The organism is Bradyrhizobium sp. USDA 4341, assembly GCF_054063755.1.
Genome location: NZ_JBSSGO010000002.1, coordinates 2,920,973 through 2,937,889, shown reverse-complemented (window position 1 = coordinate 2,937,889; position 16,917 = coordinate 2,920,973). Strand labels below are relative to the sequence as shown.

The 16,917-nt window shown below is 65.9% G+C and carries 13 protein-coding genes; 9 read left to right on the top strand and 4 right to left on the bottom strand.

The features are described 5' to 3' along the window. The first annotated feature begins 16 nt into the window (after positions 1–16). Complete coding sequence (locus tag ACVIGB_RS19920; RefSeq protein ID WP_456721361.1) at positions 17–1,282, top strand: D-amino acid dehydrogenase; 1,266 nt, start codon at positions 17–19, stop codon at positions 1,280–1,282. A 4-nt stretch (positions 1,283–1,286) separates the two neighbouring features. Here ACVIGB_RS19920 and ACVIGB_RS19915 read toward each other — a convergent pair whose 3' ends face one another. Then, a complete protein-coding gene (locus ACVIGB_RS19915) occupies positions 1,287–2,741 on the bottom strand; it encodes an MATE family efflux transporter (RefSeq protein ID WP_456721362.1) in 1,455 nt (484 codons plus the stop codon). A gap of 112 nt (positions 2,742–2,853) precedes the next feature. Here ACVIGB_RS19915 and gcvA point away from each other — a divergent pair, with 112 nt between their 5' ends. Next, positions 2,854–3,732 carry a transcriptional regulator GcvA gene (gene gcvA, locus ACVIGB_RS19910; RefSeq protein ID WP_456721363.1) on the top strand — a complete coding sequence of 293 codons (879 nt, stop codon included), beginning with the start codon at positions 2,854–2,856 and terminating at the stop codon, positions 3,730–3,732. Positions 3,733–3,738: 6 nt separating this feature from the next. Here gcvA and ACVIGB_RS19905 read toward each other — a convergent pair whose 3' ends face one another. Continuing rightward, positions 3,739–6,873 carry a multidrug efflux RND transporter permease subunit gene (locus ACVIGB_RS19905; RefSeq protein ID WP_456721364.1) on the bottom strand — a complete coding sequence of 1,045 codons (3,135 nt, stop codon included), beginning with the start codon at positions 6,871–6,873 and terminating at the stop codon, positions 3,739–3,741. A gap of 472 nt (positions 6,874–7,345) precedes the next feature. Continuing rightward, a complete protein-coding gene (locus ACVIGB_RS19900; protein WP_456721365.1) occupies positions 7,346–7,990 on the bottom strand; it encodes a TetR/AcrR family transcriptional regulator in 645 nt (214 codons plus the stop codon). Positions 7,991–8,142: 152 nt separating this feature from the next. Here ACVIGB_RS19900 and ACVIGB_RS19895 point away from each other — a divergent pair, with 152 nt between their 5' ends. From ACVIGB_RS19895 to ACVIGB_RS19885, 3 genes are read left to right on the top strand one after another with little or no spacing between them, the layout of a single operon-like run. Next, positions 8,143–8,640: a (2Fe-2S)-binding protein gene (locus ACVIGB_RS19895; RefSeq protein ID WP_456721366.1), complete on the top strand. Its 498-nt coding sequence runs from the start codon at positions 8,143–8,145 to the stop codon at positions 8,638–8,640. Further along, on the top strand, positions 8,637–9,683 hold the full coding sequence (locus tag ACVIGB_RS19890; protein ID WP_456721367.1) for an FAD binding domain-containing protein: 1,047 nt from the start codon (positions 8,637–8,639) through the stop codon (positions 9,681–9,683). The genes ACVIGB_RS19895 and ACVIGB_RS19890 overlap by 4 nt, the downstream gene beginning before the upstream one ends. 3 nt (positions 9,684–9,686) lie before the next feature. After that, complete coding sequence (locus ACVIGB_RS19885) at positions 9,687–11,954, top strand: xanthine dehydrogenase family protein molybdopterin-binding subunit (protein ID WP_456721368.1); 2,268 nt, start codon at positions 9,687–9,689, stop codon at positions 11,952–11,954. Positions 11,955–12,121: 167 nt separating this feature from the next. On the opposite strand, the gene ACVIGB_RS19880 is transcribed toward ACVIGB_RS19885, so the two are convergent. Beyond that, positions 12,122–12,769: a cupin domain-containing protein gene (locus tag ACVIGB_RS19880; protein WP_456721369.1), complete on the bottom strand. Its 648-nt coding sequence runs from the start codon at positions 12,767–12,769 to the stop codon at positions 12,122–12,124. A 180-nt stretch (positions 12,770–12,949) separates the two neighbouring features. Here ACVIGB_RS19880 and ACVIGB_RS19875 point away from each other — a divergent pair, with 180 nt between their 5' ends. From ACVIGB_RS19875 to ACVIGB_RS19860, 4 genes are all read left to right on the top strand, one after another. Further along, positions 12,950–13,717, top strand: a complete 768-nt coding sequence (locus tag ACVIGB_RS19875) for an ABC transporter substrate-binding protein (RefSeq protein ID WP_456721370.1) — start codon at positions 12,950–12,952, stop codon at positions 13,715–13,717. A gap of 182 nt (positions 13,718–13,899) precedes the next feature. Beyond that, positions 13,900–14,553, top strand: coding sequence for an amino acid ABC transporter permease (locus ACVIGB_RS19870; protein WP_456721371.1), 654 nt, complete (start codon positions 13,900–13,902; stop codon positions 14,551–14,553). Beyond that, positions 14,550–15,281, top strand: coding sequence for an amino acid ABC transporter ATP-binding protein (locus ACVIGB_RS19865; protein WP_456721372.1), 732 nt, complete (start codon positions 14,550–14,552; stop codon positions 15,279–15,281). Before ACVIGB_RS19870 ends, ACVIGB_RS19865 begins: the two co-directional genes overlap by 4 nt. A gap of 225 nt (positions 15,282–15,506) precedes the next feature. Further along, on the top strand, positions 15,507–16,799 hold the full coding sequence (locus ACVIGB_RS19860; RefSeq protein WP_456721373.1) for an NAD(P)/FAD-dependent oxidoreductase: 1,293 nt from the start codon (positions 15,507–15,509) through the stop codon (positions 16,797–16,799). Positions 16,800–16,917 lie beyond the last annotated feature (118 nt).

The following is a 16,917-nucleotide window of genomic DNA, read 5'->3' as shown; positions in this document are numbered from 1 at the left end:
CAGGATGTGAGGAAAAGTGAAGGTCCTTGTTCTCGGCAGTGGCGTGATCGGCGTCACCTCCGCCTATTACCTTGCGCGTGCCGGCCATGAGGTGACGGTGATCGACCGTCAGCCGAAGCCTGCGCTCGAAACCTCCTTCGCCAATGCCGGCGAAGTCTCGCCGGGCTATTCGTCGCCCTGGGCTGGACCCGGTGTGCCGGTGAAAGCGGTGAAGTGGCTGCTGATGAAGCACGGCCCGCTGGTGATCCGCCCGAAGCTCGATCCCGTGATGTGGCTCTGGCTGCTGAAGATGCTGCGCAACTGCACCACGTCGCGCTACGCGGTGAATAAGAGCCGGATGATTCCGATCGCGGAATACAGCCGCGACTGCCTGCAGGCGCTGCGCAATGACATCGGCATCCGCTACGACGAACGTGCGCAGGGCACACTGCAGCTGTTTCGCGAGCAGGCCCAGCTCGATCACACCGGCGATGACATCGCCGTGCTGAAGCAATACGGCGTCCCGTTCGAGGTGCTCGACCGTGACGGCTGCATCAAAGCCGAGCCGGCGCTGGCCGCCGTGAAGCAGAAATTCGCCGGCGGGCTGCGGTTGCCGCATGACGAGACCGGCGACTGCCACATGTTCACGCAGGCGCTCGCACTGGAAGCCGAGAAGATCGGCGTGCGCTTCAATTTCAATGTCGGCATCGACGGCCTGAACGCGGATGCCACCCGCATCACCGGCGTTGCGACCAGTGCCGGCCTGATGACCGCCGATGCCTACGTGCTGGCGCTGGGCAGCTACTCGCCGCATCTGGTGCGGCCGCTCGGCATCTCGCTGCCAGTCTATCCGGTGAAGGGCTATTCGATCACGGTGCCGATCAAGGATGCCGCCGGCGCGCCGGAATCGACCGTGATGGACGAGAGCTACAAGGTCGCGATCACCCGGCTCGGCGATCGCATCCGGGTCGGCGGCACCGCCGAGATCTCGGGCTATTCGACCAAGCTCTACGACGCGCGGCGCGCGACGCTGGACCACTCGCTGACCGATCTGTTTCCGCGCGGCGGCGACCTGCCCAAGGCCACCTTCTGGTGCGGCCTGCGCCCGATGACGCCGGACGGCCCGCCGGTGATCGGCGCGACGCGGTTTGCCAATCTGCACCTCAACACCGGGCACGGCACGCTCGGCTGGACCATGGCCTGCGGCTCGGGCCGGGTGCTGGCCGACATGCTCTCCGGCAAGAAGCCCGAGATCGACACCAAGAAGCTGTCGATCAAGCGCTACGATGTCAGGTTCGGGTGACGGTTCAAGCAAGCGGGTCGTCGTAGCCCGCGCGCCTGATCAGCGGCGGCAGTGCGAACAGGCCGAACGCGACCATGCCGACGGCGACGGCTATGAAATTCCAGGTGACATCCGCTTTCAACGCGATCACCGCGTAGCCTCCGGCGACGGCGATCGCGGCTCTGAGCAAGGCGGCGAGCACCGACGCCTCCATTCGCCGGGTCGCCTGGCCGGCACAGTAGAGCACGTAGCCGAGCCCGAAGAATCCGAAGAACGGTCCGACGCGGTGCAGATACTCAGCGCCGATCTGCAGCACGGCCGGGTCCTGGCTGAACAGCCCGATCCAGGCTTCGGGGAAGGCCGCCGCAGCCAGCCCGATCAGCTCAGTGAGCGTGCAGGCCATCGCAACCCCGATCCATGACGTCTTCACCGCGCGGTCGATCCGGCCGGCGCCGAGATTGGCGCTGATGATGATGCCGACCGGTCCGCCGATGCCGTAGGCGAGCGGGACCAGCAGAAATTCGAGCCGCGAGCCCGCGCCGTAGCCAGCCAGCGCCTCGACGCCGCCGATCGCGACATAGGCGGTGACGATCGCAAGCGTCAGATTGGTGGTGGCCGACACGACGGCCGACATGCCGCCGACGCGAAGGATCGCAAGCATTGGCGCAAGCGAGAGCGTCGGCATGCGAAACGATGGCTTCAGCGCGCCAAAGTGGCCCCAGAGATAGACCGCATAGACCAGCGTTCCGAACGCGTAGTATACGAGCATCGCGACGGCGCCGCCGGAGGGGCCGAGGCCTTGATAACCGAACGCGCCGAAGATCAGCGCCGGCGACAGCGGCAGCAGGATCAACGCGCCGCTGCACACCACGATCACCGGGACCAGCAGATTGCCGGTGCCGCGCACCACCGCCATCAGCAGGTTGAACAGCCAGATCGGGATCGCGCCGGCAAAGATGATGCCGGAATAGGACAGCGCGATCGCAAGCGCGTTGCCCGAGATGCCCATCGTGCCGTAGAGCTGCGCGCCCAATGTCAGCATCACGACTGATGTCGCGAGGCCGAGCAGGACGCCGAGCACCACGGCATACCACGCGTAGTCGCTGGCGTTGCCGATCCGGCCGGTGCCGAGCGCACGCGCGACCGTCGTGACGAAGCCGCCGCCGATCGCACCCTGCGCGATCGCCACCACGAGCGACACCAGCGGAAACACCGGCGCCACGCCGGCAAGCGCATCGACGCCGGTGCGCGAGACGAAATAGACCTCCAGCAAGCCGATCAGGATCTGCACCATCATCACTGTGGCGTTGGGCAGCGCAAGCCGCAGGATCAGCGGCGCGATCGGCTGCTCCAGCAGCATGCGGGTGCGCGGATCGAGATCGGTGGCTGCGGCGCGCGACGGCGGGCTTGCGTGACGCTGCGGGCAACGCGCGTCGGCCGGTGCTTCGGTTCGGCGCAATAGAACGGCGGAAGAGGACATCGCAGGTGCTCCAGGGTGCACGATCTCGGCACCTGCTCAACTAGTCCCGGCGCGGCAACGGCGCGAACGATATGATTTGACAGCGCTTGTTAGCGTTCCTAACAATCGCCTGATGGCCCCGTTGCCGCCGTTGGAGACCCTGCGCGTGTTCGAGGTGGCTTGCCGTCACGGCAGCTACTCGGAAGCTGCGCGCGAGCTGCACGTGACGCACAGCGCGGTGAGCCAGCGCATCCGCCAACTGGAAGAGGAACTCGGCCTGACGCTGTTCGAGCGGCAGGGCAACCGGATGGTGCCGACGCCGGCCGGACTGCGGCTGCAGGCCGGCGTCAAGGGCGCGTTTTCGGAATTGAACGCGGCGCTCGGCAGCCTTCATACACGTCGTGCCGACGCCGAGCTGACCGTGAGCTTGTTGCCGGTGATGGCGGCGCGCTGGCTGGTTCCGCGGCTGTCGCGCTTCACGGCCCGCTATCCGTACATCAACCTGCACATCAAGTCCGGTCAGGCGCTGGCCAATTTCAAATCCGATGGCGTCGACATCGCGATCCGGTTCGGGACCGGCGACTGGAAGGGGCTTCGCGCCATCAAGCTGTTCGGTGAAGAGTTTTTCCCGGTGTGCAGCCCGAGCCTCAACGGCGGCCGGTTGCCGAAGGACCCGGTTGCGATGCTGTCGGAGCCGCTCCTGATCGACCGCAACCTGTCATGGCGCGCCTGGTTCAAGTCGGCGGGTCTGAAGCTCGACCGCGACATCGTCGGCACGTCCTTCACCGATACCAACGCGCTGATGGAGGCTGCCGTGACCGGGCAGGGCATTGCGCTTGGGCGCCTCTCGATCACACGATCGGACATGCTGGCGGGGAAATTGGTCCGCCTGTCCGACCACAGTCTGCGCGTGGCCTATTGCCACTATGCGGTCTATCCGACGTCCTCGGAGTCCAATCCCGCGCTGGTCGCCTTTCGGGACTGGCTGGTGGAGGAGGCGCAACGCGGCTGAGCTGCGCTATTCGGCGGCATCCCGGTTCACGGACGGTTCGGCATCGTCGTCTCGTTTCGTCGCCGTCCAATTCGAAAGCGCGTTCGAGAATCTGTCGAGATAGAGATACACGACCGGCGTCGTGAACAGCGTCAACGCCTGGCTCACGATCAGGCCGCCAACCATCGCGTAGCCGAGCGGCTGACGAATTTCCGCGCCTGTTCCGGTGCCGAGCATCAGCGGTACGCCGCCGAGCAGGGCTGCCATCGTCGTCATCATGATCGGGCGGAAACGTAAGAGCGCCGCCTTCCGGATCGATTCACGCGGCGACAGATGCTCTTCGCGTTCGGCGGCGATCGCGAAGTCGACCATCATGATGCCGTTCTTCTTCACAATCCCGATCAGGAGGATGATGCCGATCAGCGCGATCAGGCTGAAATCGAACCCGAACGCCATCAGGATCGCCAGCGCACCGACGCCGGCCGACGGCAGCGTGGAAAGGATCGTGAGCGGATGGATGTAGCTTTCATAGAGCATGCCGAGGATCAGATAGACCACGACCAGCGCAGCCAGGATCAGCAGCGGCACCGAGCTCAGTGACTCCTGAAAGGCCTGCGCAGTGCCCTGAAAGCTCGAGCTGAGCGTCGCCGGAGCCCCGAGATTGGCGACGGCGTTCTGGATGGCATCGGTGGCCTGGCCGAGCGCGACCCCTTGCGCGAGGTTGAAGCTGATCGTGGTCGCAGGAAACTGCCCCTGGTGGGCGATCGCCAGCGGGCGCACCGGAACCGTCGTCCACTTGCAGAACACCGAGAGCGGGACTTCGTCGCCCGTCGCCGGCGACTTGATGTAGAGCTTGTTGAGCGTGTCGAGCTTGCCCTGCAACTCGGGGAGGATCTCCAGGATGACGTGATAGCTGTTGAGCTGGGTGAAGTATTGGGCCACCTGGCGCTGGCCGAACGCGTCGTACAGCGTGTCGTCGATCAATTGCGGCTGGATGCCGTAGCGCGACGCGGTGTCGCGATCGATGGTCATCGTCAGCGTCGTTCCCTCGGTCTGCTGGTCGGTCGCGACGTCGCGCAATTCGGGCAGGGTCTTCATGCTGGCCAGGATCTTCGGCGCCCACTGGTTCAGCTCGGCGAGGTTGGCGTCCTGCAGCGTGTATTCGAACTGCGTCCGGGTGGCGCGGCCGCCGAGCCGGACGTCCTGCGAGGCTTGCATGTAGAGGCGTGCACCTTCGACCGCCTCGAGCTTCGGCCGCAACCGCGCGATGATCTGCTGCGCATCCGCGTCGCGCTCCTCGTGCGGCTTCAGCGTGATGTACATGCGGCCCGAATTCAGCGCGGTGCCGCCGCCGCCGATGAACTCGGCCATGCTGTCGACCGCGGGATCGGCCCGGACGATCCGGCTGAGTTCTTCCTGATGCTGCTTCATGTCGGCAAACGAGATGTCCTGGGCCATCTCCGACACGGCGTTCAGGAAGCCGTTGTCCTGTTGCGGGAAAAATCCCTTCGGTATGATCACGAACAAATAGACCGACAGCGCCAGCGTCGCGAAGAAGATGCAGAGCGTGGTCCGGCTCCAGCTCAGCGCCAGATCGAGGCCGCGCTCATAGCCATGCAGCATCCTGTCGAATGCCGCCTCGCTCCATTGGTAGAGCCGGCCGTGCCTGGTTTCGCCATGCGCGCGCAGGAAGCGCGATGCCATCATCGGCGTCAGCGTCAGCGACACCACCAGCGAGACGAAGATCGCCATCGCCAGGGTCACCGCAAACTCGCGGAACAGCCGGCCGATGACGCCCCCCATCAGCAGCAACGGGATCAGCACCGCGACCAGTGAAATGCTGATCGACAGGATCGTGAATCCGATCTCTCCGGCGCCCCGCAGCGCCGCGGCAAGCGGCCGCTCGCCCTGCTCGACGTATCGCGTGATGTTCTCCAGCATGACGATGGCGTCGTCGACCACGAAGCCGACCGCAATCGTCAGCGCCATCAGCGACAGGTTGTCGAGCGTATAGCCGAACGCCCACATCAGCGCGCAGGCGCCGAGCAGCGCGAGCGGCACGGTGACGGCAGGAATCACCGTGGCCCAGAAGCTGCGCAGGAAGACGAAGATCACCATGACGACCAGAACGATGGTGATCAGCAACGTGATCTGCACGTCCTCGACGGCGGCGCGGATGGTCAAGGTCCGGTCGCTGATGATCTTGATCTTGATGGCGGGCGGAATCGCGGCAATCAGTCTTGGAAGTTGCGCCTTGATCCTGTCGACCGTCCCGATGACATTGGCGCCGGGTTGCTTGAAGATGACGAGGAAGACGCCGCGCTTGCCGTCCGCCCAGGCGGCCTGCTTCATGTCTTCCGGCCCGGCGACGGCCTGGCCGATGTCGCGAATCCGCAACGGGCCGCCGTTGCGGTAGGCGACGATGACGTCATTCCAGTCCTTGGCATCCGGGAGCTGATCGTTGGCGTAGATCGTGTAGGCGCGGCTGGCGCCGTCGATGTTGCCCTTCGGGCTGTCGACCGTCGTGATGGCGATCTGGCTGCGGATATCTTCCAGCGAGAGCCCCTTGGCGACCAGCTTGGCGGGATCGATCTGCACGCGGATCGCGGGTTTCTGCTGTCCGCCGATGAACACCTGGGCGACGCCGGAAATCTGGCTGATCTGCTGCCCGAGTTGGGCGTCGACCGCATCGCTCACCCTGATCAGTGGCAGGGTGTCGGAGGTCGCCGACAACAGCAGGATCGGCGAGTCCGCCGGGTTAACCTTGCGATAGGTGGGCGGCGACGGCAGGTTCTTGGGCAGCTGGCCGCTGGCGGCATTGATCGCCGCCTGGATGTCGTTGGCGGCGCCGTCGATGTTGCGGTTCAGATCGAACTGAATGGTGACCGCGGTCGACCCGAGTGAGCTCGTCGAGGTCATCTGCGCGATGCCGGGAATCTGCGCGAATTGCCGCTCCAGCGGCTGCGCAACCGAGGAGGCCATGGTTTCGGGGCTGGCGCCCGGCAGGCTTGCCGAGATCTGGATGGTCGGAAAGTCGACCTGCGGCAGCGGCGCGACCGGCAGCAGTGGATAGGCGACGATGCCGACGAACAGAATGCCGGCCATCAGCAGCGAGGTGCCGATAGGGTAGCGGATAAACGGAGATGAGATGCTCTCGTTCATTTCGGCAATCCAAATGAACGGCAGGCGCATCTTTTCCCGAACGGCGGGAGTCGTCCTCGAAAGCTCGAGCGCGAACGCGCGTTTTCCTCGCCATGGCCAATCGGCAGATCGCGGAGTTGGCTCTCGCGTCTACCTGTTTTATGCCAGCATAGTCATTCCCGGGGACGACGCGCGAACGGAAACACCGGATCGCCCATTCGACCTTCGTTCAATGGCTGGAATCCGCGCGCCCAACACCTGGCCTTCGCGCGGAGTATTTCTGATTACGACACACTTGTAGCAGCTACGGTGAGCGCGGCCGGCCGGCCTTCTTCCTTGCTGGCTTTGCCGCGGATGCCGCTGCACCCGCCGGCTGCAGCCGCAGCCCGTCCACGAACACATCCAGGAGCCTGAGTGCAGCAAGTGTAGCCTGGATGAGCGCAGCGATATCGGGGGGCTACTCGTCCCCGAAATGTCGCTCCGCTCATGCGGGCTACGGCGAGCGCGGCCCACCGGCCTTCTTCTTCGCGGGTTTTGCCGTGGATGCCGCTGCACCCGCCGGCTGCAGCCGCAGCCCGTCCACGAACACATCCAACAGCCTGAGCGCCGTGGTCTGCCAGCCCGGCTGGTCGTGCATGTAGCACATGCCGATCAGCGCGCGCAGCACGTCCTCGGCGCTGATGTCGTCGCGAATGGCGCCGGCCGCGACGGCGCGCGCGAGCAGCGTGCCGATCGCCTTGGTGAGGCGATCGAACGAATAGGCGTGCAACTCGGTCGAGCCGTGCGCGACCAGCGCGAGAGCGGCGACCATGCCCTTCTTGGTCGCGACGAACTCCACATTGGCGCGCAGCCAGCGCCGCAGCGCCTCGACAGGCTCGGGGGCGCATTGCAATTGCTCGGCAAGATCGCCGAGCTGCTCGACCTCGCGGCGATAGACCGCCTCATACAGCGCCTCGCGGGTCGGGAAGTGGCGATACAGCGTGCCGATGCCGACGCCGGCATGGCGCGCGACGGCCTCGAGGCTCGCCTCGCTGCCGCCGGCCGAAAACACGGCCTTGGCCGCTTCCAGCACGCGCTCGCGATTGCGCACGGCGTCGGCGCGCGGCTTGCGGACAATTTCTGGTGATGAACCGGCCATTCCTTTTTCTTTTTACCCTCCCTTGTAAACGGAGGATGCCTCCGTATATGGCGACCAGCACCGGGCCTGACAAGGCGCGCCGATCATGCATCGGCGGCCACGGGTTCGCGTTGCCTCGATTCAACCCGACCATACACGGATCGGAGCCCTGCATGAATCTCCCCATCAGTCTCACCATCAACGGCGTCCGCCGGGATATTGCCCTCGACGACCCCCGCGTCACCCTGCTCGACCTGTTGCGCGAGCGGCTCGACCTCACCGGAACCAAGAAGGGATGCGACCGCGGCCAGTGCGGCGCCTGCACCATCCTGGTCGACGGCCGCCGCATCAATTCCTGCCTCGCGCTCGCCGTCAGCCATGACGGCGCCGAGATCACGACCATCGAAGGCGTCGGGCGCGGCGGCGAGCTGCATCCGGTGCAGGCCGCCTTCATCGCCCATGACGGTTTCCAGTGCGGCTTCTGCACCCCGGGCCAGATCATGAGCGGCATCGGCCTGATCCAGGAAGGGCAGGCCGGCGACGATCCGGAGCGCGTGCGCGAATGCATGAGCGGCAATCTCTGCCGCTGCGGCGCCTATGAGGGGATCACCGAAGCCGTGCTCGAGGCGCAATCCAACATGACCGCCAGCAAGCAGAGGCGCTCCGCATGATGAATTTCGATTATGTCAGGCCGGCCAGCGTCGCGGACGCGATCGCGGCGGCTTCCGAAAAGGGCGCGAGCTATCTCGCCTCCGGTACCAACCTGCTCGACCTGATGAAGGGCGGTGTCAGCCGGCCGAGCCGCCTCGTCGACGTCACGCGTCTGCCCGGGCTCGATCGTATCGAGCATCTCTCCGATGGTAGCTTGCGCATCGGCCCGCTGGTGCGCAATGCCGATCTCGCGCATGACGCCGCGTTTGCGCGCAACTATCCCGCGGTCGCCGAGGCGCTGCTGTCGGGTGCATCGGCGCAGCTGCGCAATGCCGCGACCGTTGGTGGCAATCTGATGCAGCGGACGCGCTGCGCCTATTTCTACGACGCCGGCAGCGCCTGCAACCGGCGCTGGCCGGGCGCCGGCTGCGATGCGTTGAAGGGCGAGAACCGCCTGCACGCGGTGCTCGGCTGGAGCGAGGGCTGCATCGCCACCCATCCGTCGGACTTCTGCGTGCCGCTGGTCGCGCTCGATGCAATCGTCGAGATCGAGGGCAAGGGCGGCCGGCGCGAGCTGCCGCTCGAGGCGCTGCATCGGCTGCCCGGTGAGACGCCTGAGCGCGAGACCGCGCTGGAGCGCGGCGACCTGATCGTCGCGCTGCGGCTGCCGACCGAGGCGCAAGGCTTCGCTCGGCATGCCCGCTACATCAAGGTGCGCGAGCGCACGTCCTACGCTTTCGCCGTGGTCTCGGCCGCGGCGGCCTTACGCATCGAGGATGGCAAGATCCGTGAAGCGCGGCTCGCGCTCGGCGGCGTCGCGGCAAAGCCGTGGCGCGCGCGCGAGGCCGAGCAGGTGCTCGCGGGCGCCGCGCCCGATGCGGCGGTCTATCGCGAGGTGGCGCGCGCCGCGCTCGCCGGCGCCAAGCCGTCCGGCGACAACGCCTTCAAGATCGAGCTCGCGCAGCGCATCGTCGTGCGCGCGCTCACCCTTGCCGCCGCAGGCACGCCGGATCGCATTCCCGCGTTGCCCGGCTCTCCTTTCTCATCCGTTGCAGGAGCGTAACGCATGACGGTTGAACTCAGTCTGACCCGCGACCCCGCCCATATCAGGCATGGCTCGAACATCGGCCAGCCGATGACCCGCACCGACGGCGTGCTGAAGGTCACCGGCAAGGCCCGCTATGCCGCCGACAATCATCCGCCCGGCATGGTCTATGCCGTGATCGCAACCAGCTGCATCGCGCGCGGCCGTGTCACCGCGCTCGACGTCGCCGCCGCCAAGCGCCATCCCGGCGTCATCGACGTGATGACGCCGGCGCACAAGCCCGAGCTCGCGGAAGATCCCGACGCCAAGGGCAACCCGTTCGCGTTCCGCATGGAGCTGTTGCAGAGCGACGAGGTGCGCTACGCCAACCAGGCGATCGCGGTCGTGATCGCCGAGACGCTGGAAGCCGCGACCGAAGGCGCAGCGCTGCTGTCGCCGCGCTACCAGGTCGAGATCGCGCGCGTCGGCCTCGACGCCGGCGAGGCCTATGCGCCACCCGTGGTCGGCATCGGCAATCCCGCCGAAGTCCGCCACGGCGATATCGATGCCGGCATTGCCGCAGCCGCGAAGCTGACCGATTCGACCTACGAGACGCCGGCGCAGTATCACAACGCGATGGAGCCGCATGCGATCGTCGCGGTGTGGGACGGCGATCGCCTGTTCATCGACACGCCGAGCCAGGGCATGGGGTTCGCACAGATGCGCATCGCCGGGCTGTTCGGCATTCCGCCGGCGAACATCCACATCAACAGCCCGTTCCTCGGCGGCGGCTTCGGCTCCAAGGGGCTGATCTCCGGGCCGCAGGTGCTCGGCATCATGGCCGCCAAGCTGATCGGCCGTCCGGTCAAGCTCGTGCTGCGCCGCAGCCAGATGTATGGGCCGGTCGGCCATCGTCCGCCGACCCGCCAGCGCATCCGGATCGGCACCGACGAGACAGGCCTCTTGACCGCGATCAACCACGAGGCGCGGATCACGACGTCGAGCTTCGACGATTTCTACGAGCCCGCGGCCGACGCCTCGCACACGCTCTATGCCAGCCCTGCGATCCGCACCGCGCACGAGGCGGTGCGCGTCGACACCGGTACGCCGCTGTTCATGCGCGCGCCGGGCGAGGCCACCGGATCGATCGTGCTGGAAAGCGCGATCGACGAGGCGGCGTTCGCCTGCGGCATCGATCCGCTGGAGTTTCGGCTGAAGAATTATGCCGAGGTCGAGCCGACCACCGGCAAGCCGTTTTCATCCAAGGCGCTGCGCCAGTGCTATGCAAGAGCCGCCGAACGGTTCGGCTGGGCGGGTCGTCCGCTGCAGCCGAAGCAGATGCGTGACGAGAACGGCTTTCTGGTCGGCTGGGGCATGGGGACCGCGACCTTCCCGGCCATCATGTTCCAGGGCAATGCGCGCGCGGTGATCCGCGCCGATGGCAAGGGCGTGATGGAGACCGGCGCGCATGATATGGGGCAGGGCGCCTGGACCGCGCTGGCGCAGATCTCGGCCGACGCGCTCGGGCTCGATTTCGATCAGCTGACGTTCCGCTCCGGCAGCTCCGATCTGCCCGATGCCGGCATTGCCGGCGGTTCGGGGCATACCGCAACCGTCGGCGCGGCGATCCACAATGCCGGTGCGGCCGTGATCGCAAAGCTCGCCGAGCTTGCGACCTCGGATGAGCGCTCGCCGCTGTTCGGCGCCGGCAACGCCGGCGTGGTGGCGCGGGCCGGTCGGCTGCATCGCCGCGACGATGACGCGCGCAGCGAAAGCTACGCCGAGATCCTGGCGCGCGCCGGCCTCGCCGAGGTCGACGCCACCGGCACCGGCGCAGCCGATGCGGCGGCGCAGTCGCAATATGCGATGCATGCGCATGGCGCCGTGTTTGCCGAGGTCAAGGTCGATCCGGAGCTCGGCCAGATCCGCGCCACACGGCTGGTCGGCGCGTTCGCGGCCGGCCGCATCGTCAATCCGCTGATGGTGCAGAGCCAGCTATACGGCGGCATGATCTGGGGCCTCTCTTTCGCGCTGCACGAGGAAGCGGTGATGGACCATCGTTCGGGGCGCATCCTGAATGCGAACCTCGCCGAGTATCATGTGCCTGTGAATGCCGACGTGCCGCCGATGGAGGTCATCACCGTCGACGAGCATGATCCGCACGTCAACCCGCTCGGCATCAAAGGCGTCGGCGAGATCGGCATCACCGGCAGCGCCGGCGCCGTCGCCAACGCCGTCTTCCACGCCACCGGCATCCGGGTGCGGAATTTCCCGATCAAGATCGAGGAAATTGTGATGGGGTTGAAGTGATGCGGCTCGACGTGAGGGCTCCGTAATAACAGGTGTCGTCCCGGCGAAAGCCGGGACCCATAACCACGAATGTGAGTTATGGTGTGATGCTGGGGCCGCAGCCTTGTTCAACAACATGACCCTGTGGTTATGGGTCCCGGCTTTCGCCGGGACGACATTGGATGGGACTACCCCGCCGCCGTCACACAATTCACCCACAGCACCACGGCTTTGGCGTCGCCGGCCGGGTTGGAGAACCGATGCGGGCGGCGGCTGGCGAAGCGGAAGCTGTCGCCCTGCTTCAGCGTCCAGGTCTCGGTGTCGACCGTCAGAATCATCTCGCCTGATAGCACGAGGCCGGCCTCTTCGCCGTCATGGGTGTAGAACTCGTCGCCGGTGTTGCCGCCGGGTTCGAGATGCACCAGGAACAGGTTGAGCCGGCTCTCGCTGCCGGCGGGACTCAGCAGCTGCTTTGAAATGCCGGTGCGCCACAGTTTCAGCTCGGCGCGCTGCACCTCGCGGGTCACGATGCCACCGGCGCCGTCATCCCTGGGCGTCGCGCCGAACAGCGCGGCGATGCCGACGCCGAGCACGTCGGCCAGCGTCGCCAGCACGCGCAGCGACGGCGACGACAGGCCGCGCTCGATCTGGCTGATGAAGCCGATCGACAGGTCGGTACGCGCGGCAACCACCTCCAGCGACATCTGCTTGGTGCGGCGCAGGTCGCGGATGCGGCGTCCGACCGCGAGATCCATCGCCGGTTCGGCCGGCTTCTTGACCGGCTTTTTGGCGGCGCGGCGTGGCGTCACGGGCCGCGCTGCCGCGCCTTTGCGCATTCTCTTGCCGCCGCTCACGTCAATCCGCTTCCTTCATGTGCATGAAAACTGCTTGCATTGGCCGTGGTTTCGTGACCACAATTTCATATTGGTGAAAATAGGCCGGAACGGCGTCGCCCGCAACCTCTAGCTCGAAAAGCAGTGCGATGCGGCGCCGAGGCCAGCTTCGGGAGGTGTGCGATGTCCTTTCAGCGTCTCGTCCGTGCCGCGGTCGCGGCGCTTGCCCTTGCCTTGAGCGCGCCGTCAGGGGCGCAGCAGGTGCTGAAGGTCGGCTCGACGCCGACCGGCATCCCCTTCACCTTCCTCGACACCAAGACCAATTCGATCCAGGGCATCATGGTCGATCTCGCCACCGAAATCGGCAAGGACGCCGGCTTCTCCGTGCAGATCGAGCCGATGCAGTTCTCGGCGCTGATCCCCTCGCTGACGGCGAACAAGATCGACATCATTGCTGCCGCGATGTTCGCCACTGCCGCGCGCAAGGAGGTGATCGACTTCTCCGAGCCGGTCTACACCTATGGCGAGGGCCTGGTGGTGCCGAAGGCCGACACCAAGGCTTACACCTCGCAAGAGGACCTGAAGGGCACCGTGGTCGGCGCCCAGGTCGGCACGGCGTTCGTCGATGCGCTGAAGAAGACCGGGCTGTTCAGCGAGGTCAAGGTCTACGACACCATTCCCGACATCCTGCGCGACGTGAATGCCGGCCGCCTCAAGGCCGGCTTCGCCGACTATCCGATCCTCGCCTACAATCTGCAGCAGGGCAATTTCGCCGACGTCCGGCTGGTCGACGGCTACAAGCCGGTCACCGTCGGCACGGTCGCGATCGGCATCCGCAAGAGCGACACCGAGCTGTTGGCCAAGATCAACGCCTCGCTGGCGAAACTGAAGGCCAACGGCACGATCGCAAAGATCCTGGAGAAATGGGGCCAGAAGGCTAGCGCGTCGTGAGAGTGTTGCTTCACTCCGTCCGGACTAGGTGAGATCAGTTGACCCGTCACCCTGAGGAGCGCGTAGCGCGTCTCGAAGGGTCGACGGCCACAAGCCGGGCCGATTCATCCTTCGAGACGCGGCGAAGACGCCGCTCCTCAGGATGACGGGGACGTATTCGAGGGACTGGATACATTCTACCGATGCAAAAATTCTTCCATGACGCCGTCGAGTTCGTGCCGATCCTGTTGCAGGGTGTCTGGCTGACCATCGTCGTCACCGTCGGCTCGCTCTTGCTCTCGACCGCGCTCGGGCTGGTGTGGGCCTTGATGCGGGTGTCCGGCATCGGCGTTCTCACAGGCCTCAGCGCCGCACTGATCAATGTGATCCGCGGTATCCCGATCATCGTGCTGCTGTTTTACATCTATTTCGTGATGCCCGATTTCGGCATTGCGCTGTCGGCGCTGCAGGCCGCGATCATCGGGCTCGGCATTGCCTATTCGGCCTATCAGGCGGAGAATTTCCGCGCCGGCATCGAGGCGATCGACAAGGGGCAGATCGAGGCGGCGCAGACCATCGGGATGGGCTGGTGGCTCACCATGCGCCGCGTGGTGCTGCCGCAGGCGGTCAGGATCATCCTGCCGCCCTACGGCAACATCATGATCATGATGCTGAAGGATTCCTCGCAAGCCTCCACCATCACGGTCGCCGAGCTCGCGCTGCAGGGCAAGCTGATCGCCTCCTCGACCTTCAAGAACACCAGCGTGTTCACGCTGGTGGCGCTGATGTACCTCACCATGAGCATTCCGCTCATCCTGCTGGTTCGGCACTTCGAGAACAAGGCGAACCGCAAATGATCGAGCTGCGCGACGTCCACAAGAGCTTTGGCAAGGTCGAGGTGCTGAAGGGCATCACGGCCTCGGTCGCCAAGAGCGAGGTGGTCTGCATCATCGGCCCGTCCGGCTCCGGCAAGTCGACCATCCTGCGCTGCATCAACGGGCTCGAAAGCTACGATCGCGGCGAGATCAGCGTCGAAGGCGCGCGCGTCGATCAGGGCGACCGCTCGATTGTGGCGATCCGCACCCAGGTCTCGATGGTGTTCCAGCGCTTCAACCTGTTTCCGCATCGCACCGCGCTCGAGAACGTCATCGAGGGGCCGCTGTATGTGAAGAAGGAGCCGCGCGAGGCAGCGATGGCCCGCGGCCGCGCGCTGCTCGCGCAGGTCGGGCTCGCCGACAAGGCCGAGGTGCATCCGCCGAAGCTCTCCGGCGGCCAGCAGCAGCGCGTCGCGATCGCGCGTGCGCTGGCGATGCAGCCGAAAGCGATCCTGTTCGACGAGCCGACCTCGGCGCTCGATCCCGAACTGGTCGGCGACGTGCTCTCGGTGATGCGCAAGCTCGCCGACGACGGCATGACCATGGTCGTCGTCACCCATGAGATGGGCTTTGCCCGCGACGTCGCCGACCGCGTGCTGTTCATCGACGGTGGCGTCATCGTCGAGCAGGGCGCCGCCAAATCCGTCCTCAACCAACCGCAGCACCCGCGCACCCAGGATTTCCTGCGCCGCGTGCTGCACCCGTTGTGATCATGGCGTTGTTCGGTCGAGCTGTGGCCGCATCGGCACTCGACCCCCTCTCCCGCTTGCGGGGGAGGGCCGGGGTGGGGGTCTCTCCGCGAGTCGCATTGTGGAAAGAGCCCCCACCCGGATTGCGTCTCCGATGCAATCCGACCTCCCCCGCAAGCGGGAGAGGTGCAGCGTATCCGCGGATACACCGACGCAACCACATCTCATTCTGACCGGTACGATCCTATGAGTTCATCCACTCGCCTTCCTCTTCCACCGAGCCTCTACGCCGACACCGCGGTGGAAGCGACACCGACACCGCCGCTGACGTCGGACAAGAGCGCGCCGGTCGCGATCATCGGCGGCGGCTTTACCGGCCTGTCGACCGCGCTGCATCTTGCCGAGCAGGGCGTGCTCGCGACCGTGCTGGAGGCGCAGGAGCCGGGCTGGGGCGCCTCCGGCAACAATGGCGGCCAGACCAATCCGGGGCTGAAGCACGACCCGGATCAGATCGAACAGGATTTCGGCGCCGACCTCGGCCGCCGCATGATCGAATTCTCCTACGGTACCACCAACTTCACGCATGACCTGATCCGTCGCTACCAGATTCCCTGCGAGGCGCGGCAGAACGGCACGCTGCGCGCCGCCTACAATGCGGCCAGCGCCACGGCGATCGAGACCACGGCGAAGCAGTGCATCCGGCGCGGCATGCCGGTTAAGCTGCTCAATGCCGTCGAGATGCGCGAGATGACCGGCAGCGACCGTTACCTCTGCGCCATGCTGGATGCGCGCGGTGGCGATCTGCATCCGTTGAGTTACGCGCGCGGCCTGGCGCGCGCCGCGATCGGCGCCGGCGTTGCCGTCCATGGCGAGACGCCGGCGCTGTCGTTGCGTCGTGACAGCGGCCGCTGGCGGATCGAGACACCGCGCGCAATCGTGCATGCCGACAAGGTGCTGCTCGCGACCAATGGCTTTACCGATGATCTCTGGCCCGCGCTCCGCCGCACCATCGTGCCGGTGTTCTCCTCGATCGCGGCGACGGCGCCGCTGTCCGACGAGGTCGCGCGTTCGATCATGCCAACGCGTCCGGTGTTGTACGAGAGCGGCCATATCACGGTCTATTATCGGATCGACCAGCACAATCGGCTGCTGATGGGCGGCCGTGGCCCGATGCGCTGGATCAGCAAGCCGACCGACGTCGCTTATCTGATCCGCTACGCCGAGCGGCTGTGGCCGCAGCTCAAAGGCGTCAACTGGACCCATGGCTGGAACAGCCGTCTCGCCATCACCACCGATCATTATCCGCATGTTCATGAGCCCGCGGAGAATTTGCTGATCTCGCTCGGCTGCAACGGCCGCGGCGTCGCGCTCTCGACCGCGATGGGCGCGCAACTCGCTCGCCGCCTGATCAAAGGTTCCAAGGCGGAGATCGACATGCCCGTGACCGGCATCAAGCCGATCCCGATGCACGCCTTCTGGCGCGTCGGTGTCACCACGGCGGTGCTGACCGGGCGGGTACGGGACAAGCTCGGGGTGTAGAATGCGGATGGGCGGTTGCGTAGGGTGGGTTAGCGAAGCGTAACCCACCGCTGGTCTCCCTTCAGTCGACAGGCCGATTTGGGACGACAATGGTGGGTTACGCCTCCGGCTAACCCAC